This is a genomic window from Burkholderia sp. YIM B11467, from assembly GCF_052952715.1.
This window is the reverse complement of the sequence record NZ_JBQVSQ010000003.1, coordinates 147,711-168,150: the sequence shown is the minus strand read 5'-3', so window position 1 is coordinate 168,150 and position 20,440 is coordinate 147,711. Positions and strand designations below refer to the sequence as shown.

22 protein-coding genes are annotated in these 20,440 nt (G+C 66.1%); 12 read left to right on the top strand and 10 right to left on the bottom strand.

Annotation, left to right across the window (positions count from 1 at the left end; genetic code table 11):
- The first annotated feature begins 68 nt into the window (after positions 1–68).
- The gene (locus ACTRWB_RS12755) at positions 69–1,859 is read left to right on the top strand and encodes an acyl-CoA dehydrogenase (RefSeq protein WP_446902115.1); all 1,791 of its coding nucleotides are present in this window, start codon (positions 69–71) and stop codon (positions 1,857–1,859) included.
- 96 nt (positions 1,860–1,955) lie between these two features.
- Here the strand turns inward: ACTRWB_RS12755 and ACTRWB_RS12750 are convergent, their stop codons facing one another.
- Positions 1,956–3,242, bottom strand: coding sequence for a D-amino acid dehydrogenase (locus ACTRWB_RS12750; RefSeq protein WP_193097885.1), 1,287 nt, complete (start codon positions 3,240–3,242; stop codon positions 1,956–1,958).
- 145 nt (positions 3,243–3,387) lie between these two features.
- On the opposite strand from ACTRWB_RS12750, the gene ACTRWB_RS12745 reads away from it, so the two are divergent.
- Together ACTRWB_RS12745 and ACTRWB_RS12740 are read left to right on the top strand one after the other, a co-directional pair.
- Positions 3,388–3,876 (top strand): Lrp/AsnC ligand binding domain-containing protein, encoded by a 489-nt coding sequence (locus ACTRWB_RS12745; protein ID WP_012492860.1) that lies wholly within the window; start codon positions 3,388–3,390, stop codon positions 3,874–3,876.
- A 90-nt stretch (positions 3,877–3,966) separates the two neighbouring features.
- The gene (locus tag ACTRWB_RS12740) at positions 3,967–5,145 is read left to right on the top strand and encodes a PA0069 family radical SAM protein (protein WP_446902114.1); all 1,179 of its coding nucleotides are present in this window, start codon (positions 3,967–3,969) and stop codon (positions 5,143–5,145) included.
- Positions 5,146–5,197: 52 nt separating this feature from the next.
- Here the strand turns inward: ACTRWB_RS12740 and ACTRWB_RS12735 are convergent, their stop codons facing one another.
- Positions 5,198–5,665, bottom strand: coding sequence for an NINE protein (locus ACTRWB_RS12735; protein WP_446902113.1), 468 nt, complete (start codon positions 5,663–5,665; stop codon positions 5,198–5,200).
- A 109-nt stretch (positions 5,666–5,774) separates the two neighbouring features.
- Complete coding sequence (locus tag ACTRWB_RS12730) at positions 5,775–6,914, bottom strand: PQQ-dependent sugar dehydrogenase (protein WP_446902112.1); 1,140 nt, start codon at positions 6,912–6,914, stop codon at positions 5,775–5,777.
- Between the two features lie 152 nt (positions 6,915–7,066).
- On the opposite strand from ACTRWB_RS12730, the gene rpsP reads away from it, so the two are divergent.
- From rpsP to ACTRWB_RS12700, 6 genes are all read left to right on the top strand, one after another.
- Positions 7,067–7,321, top strand: coding sequence for a 30S ribosomal protein S16 (gene rpsP, locus ACTRWB_RS12725; protein ID WP_006476550.1), 255 nt, complete (start codon positions 7,067–7,069; stop codon positions 7,319–7,321).
- A gap of 42 nt (positions 7,322–7,363) precedes the next feature.
- Entirely contained in the window at positions 7,364–8,041 is a 678-nt protein-coding gene (gene rimM / locus ACTRWB_RS12720) for a ribosome maturation factor RimM (RefSeq protein WP_193097889.1), read from the top strand.
- 1 nt (position 8,042) lies between these two features.
- Positions 8,043–8,837, top strand: coding sequence for a tRNA (guanosine(37)-N1)-methyltransferase TrmD (gene trmD / locus ACTRWB_RS12715; protein WP_446902111.1), 795 nt, complete (start codon positions 8,043–8,045; stop codon positions 8,835–8,837).
- Between the two features lie 133 nt (positions 8,838–8,970).
- Positions 8,971–9,363 carry a 50S ribosomal protein L19 gene (gene rplS, locus ACTRWB_RS12710; protein WP_048249607.1) on the top strand — a complete coding sequence of 131 codons (393 nt, stop codon included), beginning with the start codon at positions 8,971–8,973 and terminating at the stop codon, positions 9,361–9,363.
- An 87-nt stretch (positions 9,364–9,450) separates the two neighbouring features.
- Positions 9,451–10,137, top strand: a complete 687-nt coding sequence (locus ACTRWB_RS12705) for a CoA pyrophosphatase (RefSeq protein ID WP_193097890.1) — start codon at positions 9,451–9,453, stop codon at positions 10,135–10,137.
- A 120-nt stretch (positions 10,138–10,257) separates the two neighbouring features.
- Positions 10,258–11,196, top strand: a complete 939-nt coding sequence (locus ACTRWB_RS12700) for a CobD/CbiB family protein (RefSeq protein WP_048249605.1) — start codon at positions 10,258–10,260, stop codon at positions 11,194–11,196.
- A gap of 63 nt (positions 11,197–11,259) precedes the next feature.
- On the opposite strand, the gene ACTRWB_RS12695 is transcribed toward ACTRWB_RS12700, so the two are convergent.
- From ACTRWB_RS12695 to ACTRWB_RS12685, 3 genes are all read right to left on the bottom strand, one after another.
- A complete protein-coding gene (locus ACTRWB_RS12695) occupies positions 11,260–11,577 on the bottom strand; it encodes a hypothetical protein (RefSeq protein WP_048249603.1) in 318 nt (105 codons plus the stop codon).
- Positions 11,578–11,643: 66 nt separating this feature from the next.
- The gene (gene rsgA / locus ACTRWB_RS12690; protein ID WP_048249602.1) at positions 11,644–12,585 is read right to left on the bottom strand and encodes a ribosome small subunit-dependent GTPase A; all 942 of its coding nucleotides are present in this window, start codon (positions 12,583–12,585) and stop codon (positions 11,644–11,646) included.
- Positions 12,582–13,841 carry a M48 family metallopeptidase gene (locus tag ACTRWB_RS12685; RefSeq protein ID WP_129514028.1) on the bottom strand — a complete coding sequence of 420 codons (1,260 nt, stop codon included), beginning with the start codon at positions 13,839–13,841 and terminating at the stop codon, positions 12,582–12,584. Before ACTRWB_RS12685 ends, rsgA begins: the two co-directional genes overlap by 4 nt.
- A gap of 117 nt (positions 13,842–13,958) precedes the next feature.
- Here ACTRWB_RS12685 and orn point away from each other — a divergent pair, with 117 nt between their 5' ends.
- The gene (gene orn, locus ACTRWB_RS12680; RefSeq protein WP_412022245.1) at positions 13,959–14,591 is read left to right on the top strand and encodes an oligoribonuclease; all 633 of its coding nucleotides are present in this window, start codon (positions 13,959–13,961) and stop codon (positions 14,589–14,591) included.
- A 16-nt stretch (positions 14,592–14,607) separates the two neighbouring features.
- On the opposite strand, the gene mog is transcribed toward orn, so the two are convergent.
- Entirely contained in the window at positions 14,608–15,228 is a 621-nt protein-coding gene (gene mog / locus ACTRWB_RS12675; RefSeq protein ID WP_419686630.1) for a molybdopterin adenylyltransferase, read from the bottom strand.
- Positions 15,209–15,814 carry a ribosome biogenesis factor YjgA gene (gene yjgA, locus ACTRWB_RS12670; RefSeq protein WP_446902110.1) on the bottom strand — a complete coding sequence of 202 codons (606 nt, stop codon included), beginning with the start codon at positions 15,812–15,814 and terminating at the stop codon, positions 15,209–15,211. Before yjgA ends, mog begins: the two co-directional genes overlap by 20 nt.
- A gap of 127 nt (positions 15,815–15,941) precedes the next feature.
- Here yjgA and pmbA point away from each other — a divergent pair, with 127 nt between their 5' ends.
- Positions 15,942–17,312 carry a metalloprotease PmbA gene (gene pmbA, locus ACTRWB_RS12665; RefSeq protein WP_412022243.1) on the top strand — a complete coding sequence of 457 codons (1,371 nt, stop codon included), beginning with the start codon at positions 15,942–15,944 and terminating at the stop codon, positions 17,310–17,312.
- A gap of 83 nt (positions 17,313–17,395) precedes the next feature.
- On the opposite strand, the gene ACTRWB_RS12660 is transcribed toward pmbA, so the two are convergent.
- Positions 17,396–17,896, bottom strand: a complete 501-nt coding sequence (locus tag ACTRWB_RS12660; protein ID WP_048249596.1) for a dihydrofolate reductase — start codon at positions 17,894–17,896, stop codon at positions 17,396–17,398.
- Between the two features lie 279 nt (positions 17,897–18,175).
- The gene (locus ACTRWB_RS12655) at positions 18,176–18,502 is read right to left on the bottom strand and encodes a hypothetical protein (RefSeq protein ID WP_446902109.1); all 327 of its coding nucleotides are present in this window, start codon (positions 18,500–18,502) and stop codon (positions 18,176–18,178) included.
- 505 nt (positions 18,503–19,007) lie between these two features.
- On the opposite strand from ACTRWB_RS12655, the gene ACTRWB_RS12650 reads away from it, so the two are divergent.
- The gene (locus ACTRWB_RS12650; RefSeq protein WP_129514034.1) at positions 19,008–20,405 is read left to right on the top strand and encodes a sigma-54 dependent transcriptional regulator; all 1,398 of its coding nucleotides are present in this window, start codon (positions 19,008–19,010) and stop codon (positions 20,403–20,405) included.
- The last annotated feature ends 35 nt before the right edge of the window (positions 20,406–20,440 follow it).

Genomic DNA, 20,440 nt, shown 5'->3' with positions numbered 1-20,440 from the left:
AGAAAAGGGGCGCGACGAGCGCCCCTTTTTTTACGCCATCGACGGAAGAGAAACGAAGGAGGCACACCATGAGTTATGTCGCACCGGTCAAGGACATGCTGTTCGTGCTGAAGGAACTCGCGGGCATCGACGCCGTTGCGCAGTTGCCGGGTTTCGAGGATGCGGGTTACGACACGGCGCAGGCCGTGCTCGACGAGTCCGCGAAATTCTGCGGCGAGGTGCTGGCGCCGCTGAACGTCGAAGGCGACCGTAACCCGAGCAGCTGGAAGGACGGTGTCGTGACCGCGACGCCGGGCTTCGCGGAAGCGTTCCGCCAGTTCGTCGAAGGTGGCTGGCAGGGGCTGCAGCATCCGTCCGAGTACGACGGCCAGGGCCTGCCGAAGCTGATCGCGACGCCGTGCATCGAGATGCTGAACGCGTCGAACCTGTCGTTCGCACTGTGTCCGCTGCTGACCGACGGCGCGATCGAGGCGCTGCTGACGGCCGGCACCGACGAGCAGAAGCAGCGCTACGTGCCGAAGCTGATCTCGGGCGAATGGACCGGCACGATGAACCTGACCGAGCCGCAAGCGGGCTCCGATCTGGCGCTGGTGCGCTCGCGCGCCGAGCCGCAGGGCGACGGCACGTACAAGGTGTTCGGCACGAAGATCTTCATCACGTGGGGCGAGCACGACATGGCGGACAACATCGTCCACCTGGTGCTGGCCCGCACGCCGAACGCGCCGGAAGGCGTGAAGGGCATCTCGCTGTTCATCGTGCCGAAGTTCATGGTCAACGACGACGGCTCGCTGGGCGCGCGCAACGACGTGCACTGCGTGTCGATCGAGCACAAGCTCGGGATCAAGGCGAGCCCGACGGCGGTGCTGCAGTACGGCGACCACGGCGGCGCGATCGGCTACCTGATCGGCGAGGAGAACCGCGGCCTCGAATACATGTTCATCATGATGAACGCGGCGCGCTTCGGCGTCGGGATGCAGGGGATCGGCGTGGCCGACCGGGCCTACCAGAAGGCGGCGGAATTCGCGAAGGAACGCGTGCAGAGCCGCCCGGTGGACGGGTCGGCCAAGCAGTCGGTGACGATCATCCATCACCCGGACGTGCGCCGCATGCTCGGCACGATGCGCGCGCTGACCGAAGGCGCGCGGGCGCTGGCATACGTGGCAGCCGCGCACAGCGACATTGCCCACCGCCATTCGGACGAGGCGACGCGTGGCCGTCATCAGGCAATCTACGAGTATCTGGTGCCGGTCGTGAAGGGCTGGAGCACGGAGATGGTGAACGACGTGGCGAGCCTGGGCGTGCAGGTGCACGGCGGGATGGGCTTCATCGAGGAGACGGGCGCGGCGCAGTACTACCGCGATGCGCGGATCCTGGCGATCTACGAAGGGACGACGGCGATCCAGGCGAACGACCTGGTCGGGCGCAAGACGATGCGCGACGGCGGCGCGGTGGCGAAGGCGCTGATCGCGGAGATCGACGCGACGGTGGCGGCGCTGGGCAAGCTGGACGGCGCGGCGGCGGCATCGATGAAGGCGCAGCTGGAGAAGGGCGCGCGTGCGCTGTCGTCGGTGGTGGATTACGTGGTGGCGAACGTGAAGCAGGACCCGAACGCGGTGTTCGCGGGCAGCGTGCCGTACCTGAAGCTGGCGGGCGTGGTGCTGTGCGGGTGGCAGATGGCGCGCGCGCTGGTGGCGGCGCAGGCGAACCGCGCGAGCGACCCGGCGTTCTTCGAGGCGAAGATCGCAATCGCGCAATGCTATGCGGAGCACGTTCTGGTGCAGGCAGGCGGGCTCGAAGCGTCGATCGTCGGCGCGAAGGGCAACGAGAGCGTGCTCGCGTTGACGGAAGACCAGTTCTGATCCCGCGCCACGCATTCGGCGAAACGAAAAAGGCGCCCCGCGGGGCGCCTTTTCTTTTGAGGCGAGCCGGCCCGCCTTGCCGCGGGCAGCCGCGGCTTATGCGTATGCCGGGCGCGTCTGGCCGGCCACGTCCTTCAGGTAACGATGCACCGACAGGTCGTCGGCCTGGATCGCCGGCATCTTGCCCGAGATCAGGTCCGCGAGCAGTTGACCCGAGCCACACGACATCGTCCAGCCGAGCGTGCCGTGGCCGGTGTTCAGGAACAGGTTCGACACCGGCGTGCGGCCGACGATCGGCGTGCCGTCCGGCGTCATCGGGCGCAGGCCCGTCCAGAACGTCGCTTTCGACGTATCGCCGCCGCCCGGGAACAGGTCATTCACGCACATTTCGAGCGTTTCGCGGCGCGCAGCGCGCAGCTTCTTGTCGAAGCCGACGATTTCCGCCATGCCGCCGACGCGGATGCGCTGGTCGAAACGCGTGATCGCGATCTTGTAGGTCTCGTCGAGCACGGTCGACACGGGCGCGGCCGCTTCGTTGACGATCGGCGCGGTGATCGAATAGCCCTTCAGCGGATAGACGGGGATCTTCATCAGGTTCGAGATGAAGCGGGTGGAGTACGAGCCGAGCGCGACGACGTACGCGTCCGCGCGCACCGTCTCGCTGCCGCACTGCACGCCGGCGATCTTGCCGCCCGCGATCGCGAGCGCATCGATCGGCGTGTTGTAGCGGAACTTGACGCCAAGCGATTCGGCGAGCGCCGCGAGGCGCGTCGTGAACAACTGGCAATCGCCCGTTTCGTCGCCCGGCAGGCGCAGGCCGCCCGTCAGCTTGTGCGATACGGCGGCGAGCGCCGGTTCGGCGTTCTTCAGTTCGGCCGGCGACAGCAGTTCGAACGGCACGTTCGCTTCCTGCAGCACGGCGATGTCCTTCGCCGCGCCGTCGAGCTGCTGCTGCGTGCGGAACAGTTGCAGCGTGCCGCCCGTGCGGCCTTCGTACTGGATGCCGGTGTCGGCGCGCAGCGCCTGCAGGCAGTCTCGGCTGTATTCGGCGAGGCGGACCATGCGGCCCTTGTTGACCGCATAGCGCTCGGGCGTGCAGTTGCGCAGCATCTGCCACATCCACTGGAGCTGGAAGCGCGTGCCGTCGAGGCGGATCGCGAGCGGCGCGTGCTTTTCGAACATCCATTTGACGGCCTTCAGCGGCACGCCGGGCGCGGCCCACGGCGCGGCATAGCCGGGGGAGATCTGGCCTGCATTCGCGAAGCTCGTCTCGAGCGCGGGGCCTGCTTCCCGGTCGATCACCGTGACTTCATGACCGGCGCGCGCGAGGTAATACGCGCTTGCCACGCCCACCACACCGCTGCCCAGAATGACGACTCGCATAGCTGCTCCAGATGGAAGGGACCAGGTCGAGGCCGGGCGCACCTGCGGCTCCGTGTAACCTCTAACTGATCTAGTTTTTTGCGCTATGGTATTGTCGAATGTCCAGTTTTTGTTATCGTATTTTTCCGGTTTTCAGCATAAACAAATGAGAACGCAACGTCAGCCCGTACGCTCGCTCGACAAGCTCGACCGGCGCATCCTCAAACTGCTCCAGGACGACGGCCGGATGGCGATGAAAGACCTCGCGGAACAGGTCGGACTGACCGTTACACCGTGCATCGAGCGCGTGCGGCGCATGGAGCGGGACGGCGTGATCACCGGCTATCACGCGCGGGTCGACCCTGGCCAGTTGGGTGCCGCGCTGCTGGTGTTCGTCGAGATCACGCTTGGCCACAAGGGCGGCAACATGTTCGAGCAGTTCCGCCGTGAGGTGATGAAGATCGACGAGGTGCTCGAATGCCATCTCGTGTCCGGCGATTTCGATTACCTGATCAAGGCGCGGATCGGCGAGATGGCCGACTACCGGAAACTGCTCGGCGATATCCTGCTGCAGTTGCCGGGCGCCGTGCAGTCGAAGAGCTATGTCGTGATGGAGGAAATCAAGGAGACGCTGACGATTGCGGTCGGCGAGTGACGTGCCGGCGGCCCGCTGTCGGGCCCCTTATCCCGCCCTTGGCATGCAGCACCCAATACTGTATAAATATACAGTATTGGGTGCTGGCGAATGGGTGCGCGCATGGACGATCGGTCCGACAACGAATTTCCGATAGCGCCGCCCGCGCCCCGCACGGGGCGCGGTGCGGTCGACAATCTGCAGGGGCGGTATGAAATCGCGCAGCGTGAAGCGGTCGACGACGGCTGGGCGCACGAGTCGGACGATGCCGATTTCCCCGCACCGCTGCGCACGCAGGTATTCGAGGAGCGTGCGAAGAGCATCCTGACGCACAACCAGTCGCCCGACATCCCGTTCAGCGTGTCGCTCAATCCGTATCGCGGCTGCGAGCACGGCTGCATCTACTGCTTCGCGCGGCCGACGCACAGCTATCTCGGCCTGTCGCCCGGGCTCGATTTCGAAAGCCGCATCTATGCGAAGGTCAATGCGGCCGAACTGCTCGAGCGCGAGATTTCGCGCAAGCGCTACGTGCCAGAGCCGATCGCGCTTGGCGTCAACACCGACGCCTACCAGCCGGTCGAGCGCGACCTGCGCATCACGCGCAGCGTGATCCAGGTGATGCACGATCACGGGCTGCCGTTCGCCGCGATCACGAAATCGTCGCTGATCGAGCGCGATCTCGACTTGCTCGCGCCGATGGCCGAACGCGGGCAGGTGATGGCGGCGGTCACGATCACGACGCTCGATGCTGATCTCGCGCGCACGCTGGAGCCGCGCGCGGCGACACCGGCGCGCCGGTTGCGCACGATCCGCGCGCTGCGCGATGCGGGCGTGCCGGTCGGCGTGAGCATTGCACCGGTGATTCCGTTCGTCACCGAGCCCGATATGGAGCGCGTGCTCGAGGCGTGCGCGGAAGCCGGCGCCACGCACGCGAGCTACATCATCCTGAGGCTGCCGTGGGAGGTTGCGCCGCTGTTCAAGAACTGGCTCGCCGCGCATTTTCCCGATCGCGCGGAACGCGTGATGAACCGAGTGCGCGACATGCGCGGCGGGAAAGACTACGACTCGGATTTCTCGAAGCGGATGAAGGGCGAGGGGATCTGGGCCGACCTGTTGCGACAACGCTTCCGTCAGGCCGTCAAGCGGCTCGGGCTGAACGAGCGCACGAACGGCATTCTCGATCTGTCGCAGTTTCGCGGTGCGCCGGTCGCCGCGGCGTCGGTGCCGCGCGGTGCTGCTCGCGCAGCCGGCACGAAGTCGCGCGACGACATGCAGCTGAACCTGTTCTGACCGGCGCGTCATGCAGGCGCACGAAGGGCGCCGGTGTTTAGGAAGGGGGCGCTTACTGCGAAATCTGCTTCGCTGCTTCGACCTGCGATTCGAAATACGTCTGGAACGACAGCGCGAGCGCGGTCATCAGCAGGAACGCGCCGATCAGCAGCGAGAAGATCACGACAAAGATCACGGTCCAGCCCGACCGGCTGTGCTTGCCCGTTTCGGCGTTGAATTGCGCGTCCCACTTTTCGTCGGGGCGCAGCCCGTAGACGAGTGCGGCGAGGAACGCCGCCAGCAGCGAGATCGCGCCGGGTACCGCGAGCCACCAGCCGAGGCCGGCACTGCGCTGGGTTGCGGCGAGCAGGAGGAAGCCCGGAATGCCGACGATCGTCGCGAGCAGGTGTGCCCAGCCGTACACGTCGCGAAAGCCGTACAGATAGAAGCGGTGCGCGCCGAGCGATCCGACCAGGAATGCGAGGGCGGCGGTGAGCGTCTTGGAGCGGAAGCGGCGGGACGGTGCGGTGCTGCTGGACATGGGTGGCGGCGTATTGTCGTTGACATGGGCGGCCGGCGGGCCGGCGCGGGCACGCGGCCCGGCACGCATTCTACGATGCCCGGTCGGGCCCGGTCACCCCCGACCTGCGTCAAGGTGCCGCATAGGTTACGCGGTAGATTGCGCCTGCGTGGTCGTCGCTGACGAGCAGCGAACCGTCGGGCAGCGGCAGCACGTCGGCCGGGCGTCCCCATACCGTGCCGTCGGGCCGCAGCCAGCCGGTGACGAATGGCGTCTGGCGCGCCTGGCTGCCGTCCGCCGATACGACGACGCGCATCACGCGGTAGCCGACCTTCGCGCTGCGGTTCCACGAACCGTGTTCGGCAATGAACACGTTATTGCGATACGACGCCGGAAACATCGGCCCGGTATAGAAGCGCATGCCGAGCGCCGCGACGTGCGCGCCCAGCTTCAATACGGGCGGCACATAACGGCGGCATACGCCGGCGCTGCCGAATTCGGGGTCGGGTGTGTCTCCGCCATGGCAGTATGGAAAGCCGAAGTCGAGGCCGGCACGCGGCGCGCGGTTCAGCTTGTCGTCGGGCACGTCGTCGCCCATCATGTCGCGCCCGTTGTCGGTAAACCAGAGCTCGCCCGAATCGGGGTGCCATGCGAAGCCGACCGTATTGCGCACGCCGCGGGCGACGACCTCGCTGCCGCTGCCGTCGGCCTTCATCCGGGCGATGATCGCGTAGCGGCTGCGATCGGCGAGACAGACGTTGCACGGTGCGCCGGTCGGCACGTACAGTTTGCCGTCGGGGCCGAACGCGATGAATTTCCAGCCGTGATGGTGTTCGGTCGGCAGCGCGTCGGTCACGATAACGGGCGCGGGCGGTTTGGCGAGCCGGTCGTCGATGCGGTCGAGGCGCAGGATGCGCGACACGGCGGATATATAGAGTGCGCCGTCGCGGTAGGCGACGCCGACCGGCATGTCGAGCCCGGACGCGATCACGTAGCGTGCGCTGATCCGGCCCTCGTGCATCACGAATGCATGCACGCGGCCTTCCCGGGTGCCGACATACAGGATGCCGCGCGGCGACCACGCCATTTCGCGCGCGGTCGGTACCGCGTCGGTCAGCACGTCCACATGGAAACCGGGCGGCACGACAAGTTCTTCCACCGGCAATGGCGCGGCAAGCCCCGTTGCGGACGCGAGGCAGGCAAGGCCGGCAAGCAGTGCCACGAAACGGCGCTGCGCGCGGCGCGTCGAGGCGGCGCGAAGGAGCGGCATGACGGGGGAGAGCATCCTGGACACGACGATTGTATGCCCGGCGCAGAGGCCATCCGTGGATTTTTTCCGCGTAAGTGTTTGTTGTACCTCTGGTTTCCGGCTATAATCGCGTGTTTCAGTAGTTTCGAACCCGGTTTTCCGAAGGACATCATATGGTTATCATCCGTCTGGCTCGTGGCGGCTCGAAGAAGCGCCCGTTCTACAACATCGTTGCTACCGATTCGCGTAACCGTCGTGACGGCCGCTTCATCGAGCGCGTCGGCTTCTACAACCCGGTCGCTACGAAGGGCGAATCGCTGCGTATCGCTCAGGATCGTCTGACGTACTGGCAAGGCGTTGGCGCACAACTGTCGCCGACCGTCCAGCGTCTCGTGAAGGAAGCGCAAAAGGCGCAACCGGCTGCCTAACATGGCACGGTGTGCCGGTCGTGCCGGCTGTGAGGTGGATTGATGGCGGGTCACGATTCCGGTAATGCAAGGCGCGGGCGTGCGTCATTCGGCGCATTCGTCCGCAAGCCGGTCGAGCGCGACGTTGTCGCGAACGCCGGTCCGGCTGCCGAACAGGGCGGCCATGAAGCGACGCAAGCGTGGCCTGACGACGCCGTCGAGGTCGGGGCGGTGGTCGACGCCTACGGCCTGAAGGGCTGGGTCAAGGTGGCGACGCATGCCGATGCCGGTCGCGGCGGCGACGCGCTGCTTAACGCGCGCCGCTGGTGGCTGGAACGCGGTGCGGAGCGGCTTTCCGTCCGCATCATGCAGTCGAAGACGCACAGCGACACGGTCGTTGCGCAACCCGCGGGCGTCAGCGACCGCGATGCCGCGCTGGCTATGCGCGGCTTTCGTGTGTTCGTGCGCCGGGAAGATTTCCCGGCATTGGCCGCGGACGAATTCTATTGGGTCGACCTGATCGGTCTCGAAGTCGTCAACGAGCAATCGGTGGCGCTCGGGAAGGTGAGCGGGATGATCGACAACGGCGTGCATTCGATCATGCGTGTCGAGTATCCGGCGACCGGCAAAGACGGTCAGCCGACCACCGACGAACGGCTGATTCCGTTTGTCGGCGTCTACGTCAAAACGGTGGATCAGGCGGCGCGTCGTATCGTCGTCGACTGGGAAGCCGATTACTGAAATGAACCAGGTTACCGAGAGCGCGGTGCAGTTCGACGTCGTCACGCTCTTTCCCGAGATGTTCCGCGCACTGACCGACTGGGGAATCACCAGCCGGGCCGTCAAGCAAGGGCGCTTCGGGCTGCGCACCTGGAACCCGCGTGATTTCACGACGGACAACTACCGCACGGTCGATGATCGTCCGTACGGCGGCGGTCCGGGCATGGTGATGCTGGCCAGGCCGCTCGAGGCCGCGATCGGCGCCGCGAAAGCGGCGCAGGCGGAGCAGGGCATCGCGAGCACGCGCGTCGTGATGATGTCGCCGCAGGGCGCACCGCTCACGCACGAGCGGGCGATGCGGATGGCGCAGGAGCCGGGCGTTGTCGTGCTGTGCGGCCGCTACGAAGCGATCGACCAGCGTCTGCTCGATCGTTGTGTCGACGAGGAGATCAGCCTCGGCGATTTCGTGCTGTCCGGCGGAGAACTGCCGGCGATGGCGATGATGGATGCCGTCGTGCGGTTGTTGCCCGGTGTGCTGAACGATTCGCAGTCGGCCGTGCAGGACAGTTTCGTCGACGGCCTGCTCGATTGTCCGCACTACACGCGCCCGGAGGAATACGATGGCGTGCGCGTACCGGACGTGCTGCTCGGCGGGCATCATGCCGAGATCGAGCGGTGGCGGCGCCAGGAAGCATTGAGGAATACGTTGCGGAAGCGGCCGGACCTGATCGTCCGGGCGCGCCGCGAGAAGTTGTTGAGCCGTGCCGACGAGGCCTGGCTTGCGAACCTCGCACGCGAAGCGAAGAACGCCTCCTGAGGCGGCGTCGCGGGCGGGAATTGGCGGTGTCGTGCATGCGTGCGCGGCGCCTGATGTGAATCCATCCTCTATCGGGGCCAGGCCTGGAAGCAGGCGGGTGCCAACGCCGACACGATGGCATAAGGAGTCAGTAATGAATCTGATCGCAAAACTTGAGCAGGAAGAAATCGAGCGCGCGCTCGCCGGCAAGACGATCCCCGAATTCGCCCCGGGCGACACGGTGATCGTGAACGTGAACGTGGTTGAAGGTACCCGCAAGCGCGTTCAGGCTTACGAAGGCGTCGTGATCGCGATTCGCAGCCGTGGTCTGAACTCGAACTTCATCGTCCGCAAGATCTCGTCGGGCGAAGGCGTCGAGCGTACGTTCCAGACGTACTCGCCGCTGCTGGCGAGCATCGTCGTGAAGCGCCGCGGTGATGTGCGTCGTGCAAAGCTGTACTACCTGCGCGAGCGTTCGGGCAAGTCGGCTCGAATCAAGGAAAAGCTGGTGTCGAAGGATCGCGCCGCAGCAGCTTCCCAAGAGTAAGAGCTGTAAGGAAAAAGCACCCACCCGGGTGCTTTTTTCATTCTGGCGCGACAATATGCTCGATACAACACGAACCCGAGAGCCCCATTGAATCGCCGCCCCATCATCGATCCCGAAGTCTTGCCGGTCGAAGGCACCGGCGCCGGCCTGCCCGCCATCGATCCCCGCCTGATGACGCCGTCCGGCCTGCGCGACCGTTTCGCGCGCACGCCCGAATGGAGCGTCGAGCCGGGCGAGGCGAAGCTGCAGGAGGGCATCGATCCGCGTAGCGCGGCCGTGCTGATGCCGCTCGTCGTCCGCGAGTCGGGTCTCACCGTGCTGCTGACCCAACGCGCCGATCACCTGAACGACCATGCCGGACAGATCAGCTTTCCCGGCGGCCGGCGCGAACCGTTCGATCGAGATGCGACTGCAACCGCGTTGCGCGAGTCGAAGGAGGAAATCGGGCTCGCCGCCGAACGCGTCGAGATCCTCGGCGCGCTACCCGACTACCTGACCGGCACCGGCTTCTGCGTGTCGCCGGTGGTCGGCCTCGTGCATCCGCCGTTCACCGTGCAGGCCGACACGTTCGAAGTGGCCGAGATTTTCGAGGTGCCGCTCGCGTTCCTGATGAATCCCGCGAACCATCAGGTCCGCGTGTTCCGTTGGGATGGCGGCGAGCGTCGTTTTTTTGCGATGCCTTATCCGAACGACAAACCAGACGGGCATTACTTCATCTGGGGCGCAACTGCCGGCATGTTTCGCAATCTGTACCGCTTCTTGGCCGCCGGCTAGGCGCATACACCGGCCGGCGCGCGCGGCCGGCTGCCGGGCGGCCGCGCCGGCAGCCATGCGGGGCTTACGCTGTGCTATCGTTATGCAAAAAATGACATAACTCCGAAGACGGCGCCACGCATGACTTTCTTTTCGGTTCTCCTCGCCCTCATCATCGAACAGGTCCGCGCGTTGTCGCCGAACAATCCGGTGTTCGCGCTGTTCCAGTTTCATGCGGAAACCGTCGCGCATGGTCTCGACGCAGGCAAGCAGAAGCACGGCATCCTCGCATGGCTCGCGGTCGTGCTGCCGTGGGTGCTGATCGTCGCGCTGATCTATTTCCTGCTGTTCAAGGTGAGCTTCGTGCTCGCGTTCTTGTGGAACGTCGTCGTCGTGTATTTCACGCTAGGCTTCCGCCAGTTCAGCCACTACTTCACCGACATCCACCTCGCGCTCAACAACGACGACGTGCCGCGCGCGCGCGAAATCCTGCACGAGTGGACGGGCATCGACACGGTCGACATGCCGGTCGGCGAAATCGTCCGCCATACGCTGATTCACGCGGTCGTCGCATCGCATCGCCACGTGTTCGGCGTGTTCTTCTGGTATGTGCTGCCGATCGGCCCGGCCGGCGCCGTGCTGTACCGGATTTCCGAATACCTCGCGCGTAGCTGGTCGACGCCGGGCGACGACCGCACGGCCGCATTCTCGACGTTCGCGCAGCGCGCGTTCTTCGTGATCGACTGGATTCCCGCGCGGCTGACCGCGCTCGGCTTCGCGATCGTCGGCAATTTCGAGGATGCGATCTACGCGTGGCGCAATCACACGCGCCAGTGGCCCGACCCGAACGACGGCGTGCTGCTGGCAGCCGGCAGCGGGGCGCTCGGTGCGCGTCTCGCGGGGCCGCTCGCGGAACCGTCGAGCCTCGATGCGCTGGCGGTCGGCGACAGCGGTCCGTTGACGGTCGGTGACGATTGCACGCCGCGTACGCTGCAATCGGCAGTCGGCCTCGTCTGGCGTGCGGTGATCCTGTGGATGATCCTGCTGCTGATGCTGACGCTCGCCGTCTGGGTGTCGTGACAGGGCAGTGCAGCGTCCGATGAAAGGCAAAGGCCGGCTTGATGCCGGCCTTTTTGCTGGGGGTCAGTCGTCGAGAGGATCGCGTACGGCGCCGCATTGCCAGCACGCGGTGAACTGGGCCTCGAGCGCTTCGCCGCATTGCCGGCAGCGCCATGGCGAGGCGCCGGCCGACGGACCGTGCGACGCCGCATCGAGGAGCCGGCGCGCGAGCGCGTCGTCGCGCTCGTCGTCGAGCCACAGCTCGGGCGTGCAGGCGTCGGCGGGCAGGCCGCCGAGCGCGCCGGTCGCGTAGCAGTTATGCAACTCGCAACCGATGCCGGCCACCTGAAGCACGTTGGCCCAATGCTGTGCCGTCGCGAGATTGGGTGCCTTGAAACGCATGGCCGCTCCTGTCGGTGAAGGCCGGCCCCGCAAGGCGTGGCCGGCCGCCGTGCGCGCGTCGCGCGATCAGCGGACGATCTGGCTTGCCTCGTGCACGAGCTGCGCGTACAGCGCGTGCCGCGACGGCGCGATGCGGCCGTCGGAGACGGCTTCGAGGATCGCGCAGCCGGGCTCGTGCAGATGATGACAATTATAGAAACGGCAGTCCGCGAGCAGCGGCCGGAACTCCGGAAACGCGCGCTCGAGACGGCCCTCCGTCAGGTGGTAGAGGCCGAATTCCTGGAAGCCCGGCGAATCGATCAGTGCGCCGCCACCCTCCAGCGGGTAGAGGCGCGTGAACGTCGTCGTGTGGCGGCCGCTGTTGAGCGCGGCCGAAATCTCGCGCGTCGCGGCTTCGGCATCGGGAACGAGCAGGTTCACGAGCGTCGACTTGCCCATCCCGGACTGGCCGAGCAGGATCGTCGAATGTCCGGCGAGGTGCGGCATCAGTTGCGCGCGCGCGTCGTCGGGCGAGCCCTTTACCGACAGTTCGAGCACGTCGTAGCCGAGCGCGCGGTACGGCGCGAGGCGCTCGCGTGCGACCGGCAGCGCGGCCTCGACGTCGATCTTGTTCAGCACGACGATCGGCTTAAGCTCGTTCGCCTCGGCGGCGATCAGCGCGCGGCCGAGCAGGTCCTCGCTGAAATAGGGCTCGGTCGCGAGCACGATCAGCAACTGGTCGAGGTTGGCGGCGAAGAGCTTCGACTTGAACTGGTCGGAACGGTACAGCAGGTTGCGTCGTTCGCCGATCTCGACGATCACGCCCTGGTCGGCCGACGCGATTTCGTACGCGACGCGGTCGCCGACTGCAATGTCGCTCTTCTTGCCGCGCGGGAAGCACTGCAGCATCGGGCCGCCGTCGTCGGGCGCGACGATGTAGTGGCGCCCGTGCGCCGCGATCACGCGGCCTTCGACACGCTGCGCGCCCGACGCGCGCGGGGCCGGCTTGCGGGAGGTCGGCCGGCTCATGCGTGCTGCATCAGGCGGTCGATCCGCTGCGAGGCGGGCGGATGCGAGTAGTAGAAGGCCGTGTAGACGGGGTCGGGCGTCAGCGTCGACGCGTTGTCCTCGTAGAGCTTCACGAGCGCGCTGACGAGATCCTGCGCGTCGGTCTGGCTGGCCGCGAACGCGTCGGCCTCGAATTCGTGCTTGCGCGACGTGAGGCTGCTGAACGGCGTCGCGAAGAACAGGAACACGGGAATCGCGAGGAAGAACAGCACGAGCGCGGCGCCCGCGTTGCTCGTGTCGAGCGACGGCACGACGCCGAGGCCCGTATAGAACCACGTGCGCTGCGCGAGCCAGCCGAGCAGCGCGAGCAGCACGAGACTCAGCACGAACGACACGAGCATCCGCTTCATCACGTGGCGGCGCTTGAAGTGGCCGAGTTCGTGCGCGAGCACGGCCTCGATTTCCTGGCCGGACAGGCGCGCGAGCAGCGTGTCGAAGAACACGATCCGCTTCGATGCGCCAAAGCCCGTGAAATACGCGTTGCCGTGCGCCGAGCGGCGGCTGCCGTCCATCACGAACAGCCCCTTCGCCGCGAAGCCGCAGCGCTTCATCAGCGACTCGATGCGCGAGCGCAGCGCGTCGTCCTTCAGCGGCTCGAACTTGTTGAAGATCGGTGCGATGAAGGTCGGGTAGATCAGCAGCACCAGCATCTGGAACGCGACCCAGACGATCCAGGTCCACAGCCACCACAGGCTGCCGGCCTGGTTCATCAGCCACAGCACGACGAACAGCAGCGGCAGGCCGAGCGCGGCGCCGAGCAGCGAGTTTTTCAGCATGTCGGTGAAGAACAGCCGTTTCGTCATCCGGTTGAAGCCGAAACGCTGCTCGATCCCGAACTGGCGGTAATACTCGAACGGGATATCGATCACGCTCGTGATCACGAGCACCGCGGCGACGAGCGCGACCTGCTGCCCGTAGCCGCGGCCGAGCCAGCCGGTCAGCAGCGTGTCGAGCGCGCCGACGCCGCCGAGCAGCGTGAGGCCGACCAGCACGGCGGCGCTGACGACGATCTCGAGCATCGTCAGCCGGGTGCGCTCGACCGTATAGTCGGCCGCGCGCTGGTGGGCGGTCAGCGGGATGGTTGCGCTGAACTGCGCAGGCACGCCGTTGCGGTGCGCGGCGACGAAGCGGATCTGCCGTGACGCGAGCCACAGCTTGGTGACGACCATCGCGAGCACGGCGAGCGCGAACAGCAGGGTGAACGAAAAGGGTGACATCGAAGGCGCCAAAGGGTTCTATGCGAGAATTATATGTTCTTGCGGACCGGGCTCGCTGACGCGATGCCGGCCGCCCGGGCGGCGCCGCGCGCCGTCCGCCATTTTCCAGGATGACTCATGACCGATACCGCCGCTTCCACCAGCCAGCCCGCGCTCGTGCGCAACGAGTTGAACCTCGTCTGGCTCGACATGGAGATGACGGGCCTCGACCCGGATAACGACCGCATCATCGAAATCGCGGTCGTCGTGACCAATTCCACGCTCGACATCGCCGTCGAAGGCCCGGTGTTCGCGATCCACCAGAGCGACGAAACGCTGGCGAAGATGGACGAATGGAACAAGTCGACGCACGGCCGCTCGGGCCTGATCGACCGCGTGCGCGCGTCGACCGTGACCGAGGCGGAAGCCGCCGCGCAGCTGCAGGCGTTCCTCGCGCAGTACGTGTCGCCCGGCAAGTCGCCGATGTGCGGCAACTCGATCTGCCAGGACCGCCGCTTCATGGCGCGCTGGATGCCGGAGTTCGAGAAATTCTTCCACTACCGCAATCTCGACGTCAGCACGCTCAAGGAGCTGTGCCGCCGCTGGCAGCCCGCGATCTACAAGGGCTTCCAGAAGCGCGCGATGCACACGGCGCTCGCGGACATCCACGAGTCGATCGACGAGCTGAAGTATTACCGTGAGCATTTCCTGATTCCGGCCGCGTCGGCGTCGGCATCGGCTTCGACAGGCGAGTCCGCGCCGGCCGCCTGAGCGGGCCGGCACGCGCTCAGCGAGGCGCGCGCTGCGCGCTTTTCGGCCGGAACGCCGCGACCACCGCGGCGTCGGTCTCGATGTACGGGCCGCCGATCAGGTCGATGCAGTAGGGCACCGCGGCGAAGATGCCGGGCACGGTCGACTTGCCGTCGGCGTCGCGCAGCCCTTCGAGCGTTTCCCGGATCGACTTCGGCTGGCCGGGCAGGTTGACGATCAGCGCCGCATGGTCGGCCATCTCGCGGATCACCGCGACCTGCCGCGACAGGATCGCGGTCGGCACGAAATTCAGGCTGATCTGCCGCATCTGTTCGCCGAATCCCGGCATTTCCTTCGTCGCCACGGCAAGCGTGGCCTCGGGCGTCACGTCGCGGCGCGCGGGGCCGGTGCCGCCCGTCGTCAGCACGAGGTCGCACCCGGCGACGTCGACGAGCTCGGCGAGCGTGGCGGAGATCGTCGGCGCATCGTCCTGGATCAGGCGCGTTTCGGCGCGCCACGGCGAGACCAGCGCACCGGCGAGCCATTCCTGCAGCGCCGGAATGCCTTTGTCCTCGTAGACGCCCGTGCTCGCGCGATCGCTGATCGACACGAGGCCGACGACGAGTTCGTCAGGATGATTACGCTTCGTCGTCGTCATGGTCGTCTCCGGCGTCGTCCGATGCTTCGTCGTCCGCATCGGGCGTGCCGCTCGAGGTCTTGATCCACTGGAACAGCTCACGGAAATAGCGCGGCGGCTTGCCTTGCTGCGCCTCCTTGCGTGCGTTGCGGATCAGCGTGCGGCCTTCCTGGATGTCGGCTTCCGGGTGCTGGCGCAGGAATTCGGTCAGCGCGTCGTCATTGGCGAGCAGCTGTTCGCGCGTGCGCTCGATCCAGTGCAGGCGGGCCGTCGCGGCCTTGTTCACGCCGCGCTGTGCGTCGAGGGCGGTGCGCAACGCGGCCGTTTCGTCGTCGGTCAGCGAGCGCATTACGCGGCCGACGTACTGGAGCTGGCGGCGCTTGCCTTCGTGATCGGTGATCCGGCGCGCCTCGCGAACGGCGTCCGACAGGCTTTCGGGCATCGGCATGCGCTTCAGCGCGTCTTTCGGCAGATCGACAAGCGCCTGGCCGAGCACCTGCAGCTCGTGCATCTCGCGCTTCAATTGGGATTTGCTGGGGCGATCGTAGCCGTTGTCGTCGTCCTCGACGGCATGCTCGATCGGCTGGATTCGGGTTTTGCGTGTCATAGGCGGCATTGTATCGCGGCGCGGACACCCCAAGCTTGTCGGTGCGCGGCCCCGGACCTTGCTATGATCGCGGGATACGCAACATTTTGAACATGCGGGCGCCCGCCCGCCACCGGATACCAAGACGATGGCAGCCAATCTCGACGTACAAGCGCGCTATTTCCCGCACACGCAGGACCAGCTCAAAGAAATCGCCTCGGACATCCTTCGCCATGCGAAGGCACTCGGCGCGACGGACGCCGCGACCGAAATCTCCGAGGGCGACGGCCTGTCGGTGTCGGTGCGGCGCGGCGAAGTCGAAACGATCGAGCACAACCGCGACAAGATGGTCGGCGTGACGGTGTTCCTCGGCAAGAAACGCGGTAACGCGAGCACGTCCGACTTCTCGCCGGCCGCGATCAAGGATACCGTTGCCGCCGCCTACAACATCGCGCGTTTCACGGCCGAGGACGAAGCGGCCGGCCTCGCCGAGGCCGAGCTGCTCGAAACCGACCCGCGCGACCTCGATCTCTATCACCCGTGGGCGCTGACGGCCGACGAAGCCGTCGAGCTCGCCCGCCGCGCGGAAGACGCCGCCTTCGCGGTCAGCCCGCAGATCCGCAATTCGGAAGGCGCGAGCGTGTCGGCCCAGCATTCGCAGTTCGTGCTCGCGACGTCGCGCGGCTTCCTGTCCGGCTACCCGTACTCGCGCCACTACATCGCCTGCGCGCCGATCGCGGGCAGCGGCCGTCACATGCAGCGCGACGACTGGTATTCGTCGAAGCGCAGCGCGATCGATCTCGCGGCGCCGGAAGCGGTGGGCCGTTACGCAGCCGAGCGCGCGCTCGCGCGGATGGGCGCGCGTCGTCTCGACACCCGCAAGGTGCCCGTGCTGTTCGAGGCGCCGCTCGCGGCCGGCCTGCTCGGCGCGTTCGTGCAGGCCGTGAGCGGCGGCGCGCTGTACCGCAAGACGTCGTTCCTCGTCGACAGCCTCGGCAAGCCGGTGTTCGCGCCGCACATCCAGGTCGTCGAGGATCCGCACGTGCCGCGCGCGATGGGCAGCGCGCCGTTCGATGAGGAAGGCGTGCGCACGCGCGCGCGCAGCGTCGTCAAGGACGGCGTCGTCGAAGGCTACTTCCTGTCGACCTATTCGGCACGCAAGCTCGGCACGCAAACCACCGGCAACGCGGGCGGCTCGCACAACCTCGCGCTGCGCAGCTCGAACACGCAGCCGGGCGACGATTTCGACGCGATGCTGAAGAAGCTCGGCACGGGCCTGCTGCTGACCGAGCTGATGGGGCAGGGCGTGAACTACGTGACGGGCGACTATTCGCGCGGCGCGGCGGGCTTCTGGGTTGAGAACGGCGTGATCCAGTATCCGGTCGAGGAAATCACCGTCGCGAGCACGCTGCAGGAAATGTTCCGGCATATCGCCGCGATCGGCGCCGATTCGATCGTGCGCGGCACGAAGGAAACCGGCTCGGTGCTGATCGAGCAGATGACGATCGCCGGGCAGTAAGCGGCGCGCGGCGCCTGCCGCCATGAAACGAAAAAGCCCGACCGGCGTGAGCCGGTCGGGCTTTTCTCATTGTGCGCGACGCGTCAGCCGTGCTTGCGCGCGTAGACGACGAACGCATAGCCGAACGTGTTCGGCGCGGCCGCCTCGTGCGCTTCGCGCGAGACTTCCTGCCAGTGCGCGGCGTCGGGCGCCGGGAACGATGCATCGCCGTCGAAGTCGGCATCGATCTCGGTGACGACCAGCTTGTCGGCGAGCATGAGGCCTTCCGCGTAGAGTTGCGCGCCGCCGATCAGGAATGCCTCGGGCACGCCGTCGCGCGCGGCGAGCGCCAGTGCATCGGCGAGCGACGTGACCGTGTCGCAACCATCGAAGCGACGCGCCGCGTCGCGCGTGACGACGATATTGCGACGGCCCGGCAGTGGCCGGCCGATCGACTCGTGGGTCTTGCGGCCCATCACGATCGGCGCACCCATCGTCGTGCGCTTGAAGAAGGCGAGATCTTCGGGAAGTTTCCAGGGCAACTGGTTGTCGCGGCCGATGATGCCGTTGCGGGCACGCGCGACGATCAGGGTCAACGTCGTCATGAAGGTCGGGGAAGAGGAAAACCGGAATGGCGCCGATTCTACCGGAACGGCGACGTGTGCCGGATTCCGTGCACACGTGCATGCGTCAGCGCTCTTGCGTTGCGAGCCGCGACACGTGATGCAATGCGTCGTGACGATCGACTGAATAAAAAAAGTGCCCGCCGGGGGACGGAGCACAAAACCGTTTCGTGTTGCGGGATCGGCGACGCCGGTTCGGATCGATGCTTCCCGCCTGTTCAAATCAATACGGAATCCTTATCGAATGGATCGGCGCATGCATCATTGACGCGTACTGCCTTGCGCGTTGTGTTCCATCGCGTGCTGCACGTCGCCTGATTGCGGAACCGGGAGCGGCATCGGCAACTGGGGCGGCGGCGGGATCTCGTCCCACAGCGTCACCGAGGTCTTGCCGGTCGACTGCGATTGCGGTGCCGACACGGTCACGATGCCGAACCCGTTGCCGTACTGCATGCTCGGCGCATTTTCGGCCAGCAGCATCGCGCGATCCGGCGTCACGCTTTCGTCTGCATACGCCGACGCGAGCGGGCCCGCGGCCACGAGCGCAATTGCCATCGATACGAAAGAAAGTAAAAGATGTTTGCGCATGGTTGCGGTCTCCGGTGTATTCCGTATCCAGCGAAATACATGCCATCGTGCCGGGACCGTTGTCGCAACTGCGATTCGTGCGCAAGCGTTGAGAATTGTGGCTGAAAACGCCTGAAAATGTTTCAGGCGTGAAACGAGGGGGCTCGGGAATACTGCGGATTCAATCGATACGCTTCAAGGATGAAAATCTGCGCATGTGTTGATGAAAGAACGCCTCGCTGCACAAGTGCTATGTGCAGATGATTGACATGCATCGACCTCCTGAGCGATTCGGCCGTATCGCCCATGGCGCTGAAATCGGTTTGTCGTATTCGGTGCCTATAACTAAGCTGTCGTGACCAAAATAACTGGACGCGAGATAAGCGCCATCATGCGAGGCTTTGCGTTGCCGCGCATCGGCATGGCGAATCGATCTGCCCTCGGCTGACCCGATTCGATCCTTTTCGCACGTGACCTTCCTGGCGTGCGCGGCAATCGTTAGACGGTTGATGAACGGGGTGAGGATATGGGAGCCGATCAGCGGCACGTGATCTACTATTCGCGCGAACCGAACGACGCGTTGCGCGGCCATTTCGACGAATGCGGCTGGCGTGTCGATCTCGCAGAGACCGTGCGCGACGTACGACGCGTCGTGCAGCACGGTGTTGCAACGGCCGGCCTGCTCGATTTCTCGCCAGGCTTCAAGCCCTCGGACCTGCGCGAACTCGAATCCTGTCTGACCATTCAGCACATCGGCTGGATCGCGGCGACGCGGCGCGGCCAGTTGCAGGATGCGACGCTGCGCCATCTCATTCGCGACTATTGCTTCGACTACGTGACGATGCCGTACGAGACGTCGCGGATCGTCGAGACCGTCGGTCATGCGCACGGCATGGTCGCGCTGACCGATTCCGTTGCGCCGCCCGTCGGCGCAGGACGCAGCGAAGGCGAGATGGTCGGCACCTGCGATGCGATGCTCGGGCTCTTCAGGACGATTCGCCGCGTCGCGGCGACCGACGCGCCGGTGTTCATCTCCGGTGAATCGGGCACCGGCAAGGAGTTGACTGCGGTCGCGATTCACGAACGTTCATCGCGCGCACAGGCGCCGTTCATCGCGATCAATTGCGGTGCGATCCCGTCGACGCTGCTGCAGGCCGAGCTGTTCGGCTATGAGCGCGGCGCATTCACCGGCGCGAACCAGCGCAAGATCGGCCGCGTCGAGGCCGCCAACAGCGGCACGCTGTTTCTCGACGAGATCGGCGACCTGCCGCTCGAAAGCCAGGCAAGCCTGCTGCGGTTCCTGCAGGAAGGCAAGATCGAGCGGCTCGGTGCGCACGTGTCGGTGCCCGTCGATGTGCGCGTGATCTGCGCGACGCACGTGGACATGGAAGCGGCGTTGCGCGAAGGGCGGTTCCGCGAGGACCTGTACCACCGCCTGTGCGTGCTGAAGATCGAGGAGCCGCCGCTGCGTGCGCGCGGCAAGGACATCGAGGTGCTCGCGCGTCACATGCTCGAGCGCTTCAAGGGCGATGCGCATCGCCGCCTGCGCGGCTTTTCCCCCGACGCGGTGGCCGCGCTGTACGGCTATTCTTGGCCGGGCAACGTGCGCGAGTTGATCAACCGTGTGCGCCGCGCGATCGTGATGTCGGAGGGCAGGATGATCACCGCGGCCGATCTCGAGCTGAACGATTACGCGACGCTCGCGCCCGTGTCGCTGCTGGAGGCGCGGGAGGCGGCCGAGCGGCAGGTGATCGAGCAGGCGCTGCTGCGCCATCGCGGCCGTTTCGCGGATGCCGCACGCGAACTCGGCGTGTCGCGCGTCACGCTCTACCGGCTGATGTGCGCGCACGGAATGCGCGATCGCGGCGATACGCTGGCAGGGTTTTCGGCGCCGTTGCCGGAGCTTCCGCATCACGCTTGCTAAAATTGGCGGGTACGGCCGCCCTCGCGGCCGAAGGA

Bases quoted from the DNA above. Each gene is read 5' to 3' on its own strand.
- pmbA (WP_412022243.1), top strand. From the start codon at position 15,942: ATGGCAGCCAATCTCGACGTACAAGCGCGCTATTTCCCGCACACGCAG.
- ACTRWB_RS12655 (WP_446902109.1), bottom strand. From the start codon at position 18,502: ATGCGCAAACATCTTTTACTTTCTTTCGTATCGATGGCAATTGCGCTC.
- ACTRWB_RS12695 (WP_048249603.1), bottom strand. From the start codon at position 11,577: ATGCGTTTCAAGGCACCCAATCTCGCGACGGCACAGCATTGGGCCAAC.
- ACTRWB_RS12750 (WP_193097885.1), bottom strand. From the start codon at position 3,242: ATGCGAGTCGTCATTCTGGGCAGCGGTGTGGTGGGCGTGGCAAGCGCG.
- trmD (WP_446902111.1), top strand. From the start codon at position 8,043: ATGAACCAGGTTACCGAGAGCGCGGTGCAGTTCGACGTCGTCACGCTC.
- ACTRWB_RS12730 (WP_446902112.1), bottom strand. From the start codon at position 6,914: ATGCCGCTCCTTCGCGCCGCCTCGACGCGCCGCGCGCAGCGCCGTTTC.
- rsgA (WP_048249602.1), bottom strand. From the start codon at position 12,585: ATGAGCCGGCCGACCTCCCGCAAGCCGGCCCCGCGCGCGTCGGGCGCG.
- orn (WP_412022245.1), top strand. From the start codon at position 13,959: ATGACCGATACCGCCGCTTCCACCAGCCAGCCCGCGCTCGTGCGCAAC.
- ACTRWB_RS12650 (WP_129514034.1), top strand. From the start codon at position 19,008: ATGGGAGCCGATCAGCGGCACGTGATCTACTATTCGCGCGAACCGAAC.
- mog (WP_419686630.1), bottom strand. From the start codon at position 15,228: ATGACGACGACGAAGCGTAATCATCCTGACGAACTCGTCGTCGGCCTC.
- rpsP (WP_006476550.1), top strand. From the start codon at position 7,067: ATGGTTATCATCCGTCTGGCTCGTGGCGGCTCGAAGAAGCGCCCGTTC.
- ACTRWB_RS12685 (WP_129514028.1), bottom strand. From the start codon at position 13,841: ATGTCACCCTTTTCGTTCACCCTGCTGTTCGCGCTCGCCGTGCTCGCG.
- yjgA (WP_446902110.1), bottom strand. From the start codon at position 15,814: ATGACACGCAAAACCCGAATCCAGCCGATCGAGCATGCCGTCGAGGAC.
- ACTRWB_RS12660 (WP_048249596.1), bottom strand. From the start codon at position 17,896: ATGACGACGTTGACCCTGATCGTCGCGCGTGCCCGCAACGGCATCATC.
- ACTRWB_RS12740 (WP_446902114.1), top strand. From the start codon at position 3,967: ATGGGTGCGCGCATGGACGATCGGTCCGACAACGAATTTCCGATAGCG.
- rimM (WP_193097889.1), top strand. From the start codon at position 7,364: ATGGCGGGTCACGATTCCGGTAATGCAAGGCGCGGGCGTGCGTCATTC.
- ACTRWB_RS12735 (WP_446902113.1), bottom strand. From the start codon at position 5,665: ATGTCCAGCAGCACCGCACCGTCCCGCCGCTTCCGCTCCAAGACGCTC.
- ACTRWB_RS12755 (WP_446902115.1), top strand. From the start codon at position 69: ATGAGTTATGTCGCACCGGTCAAGGACATGCTGTTCGTGCTGAAGGAA.
- rplS (WP_048249607.1), top strand. From the start codon at position 8,971: ATGAATCTGATCGCAAAACTTGAGCAGGAAGAAATCGAGCGCGCGCTC.
- ACTRWB_RS12700 (WP_048249605.1), top strand. From the start codon at position 10,258: ATGACTTTCTTTTCGGTTCTCCTCGCCCTCATCATCGAACAGGTCCGC.
- ACTRWB_RS12745 (WP_012492860.1), top strand. From the start codon at position 3,388: ATGAGAACGCAACGTCAGCCCGTACGCTCGCTCGACAAGCTCGACCGG.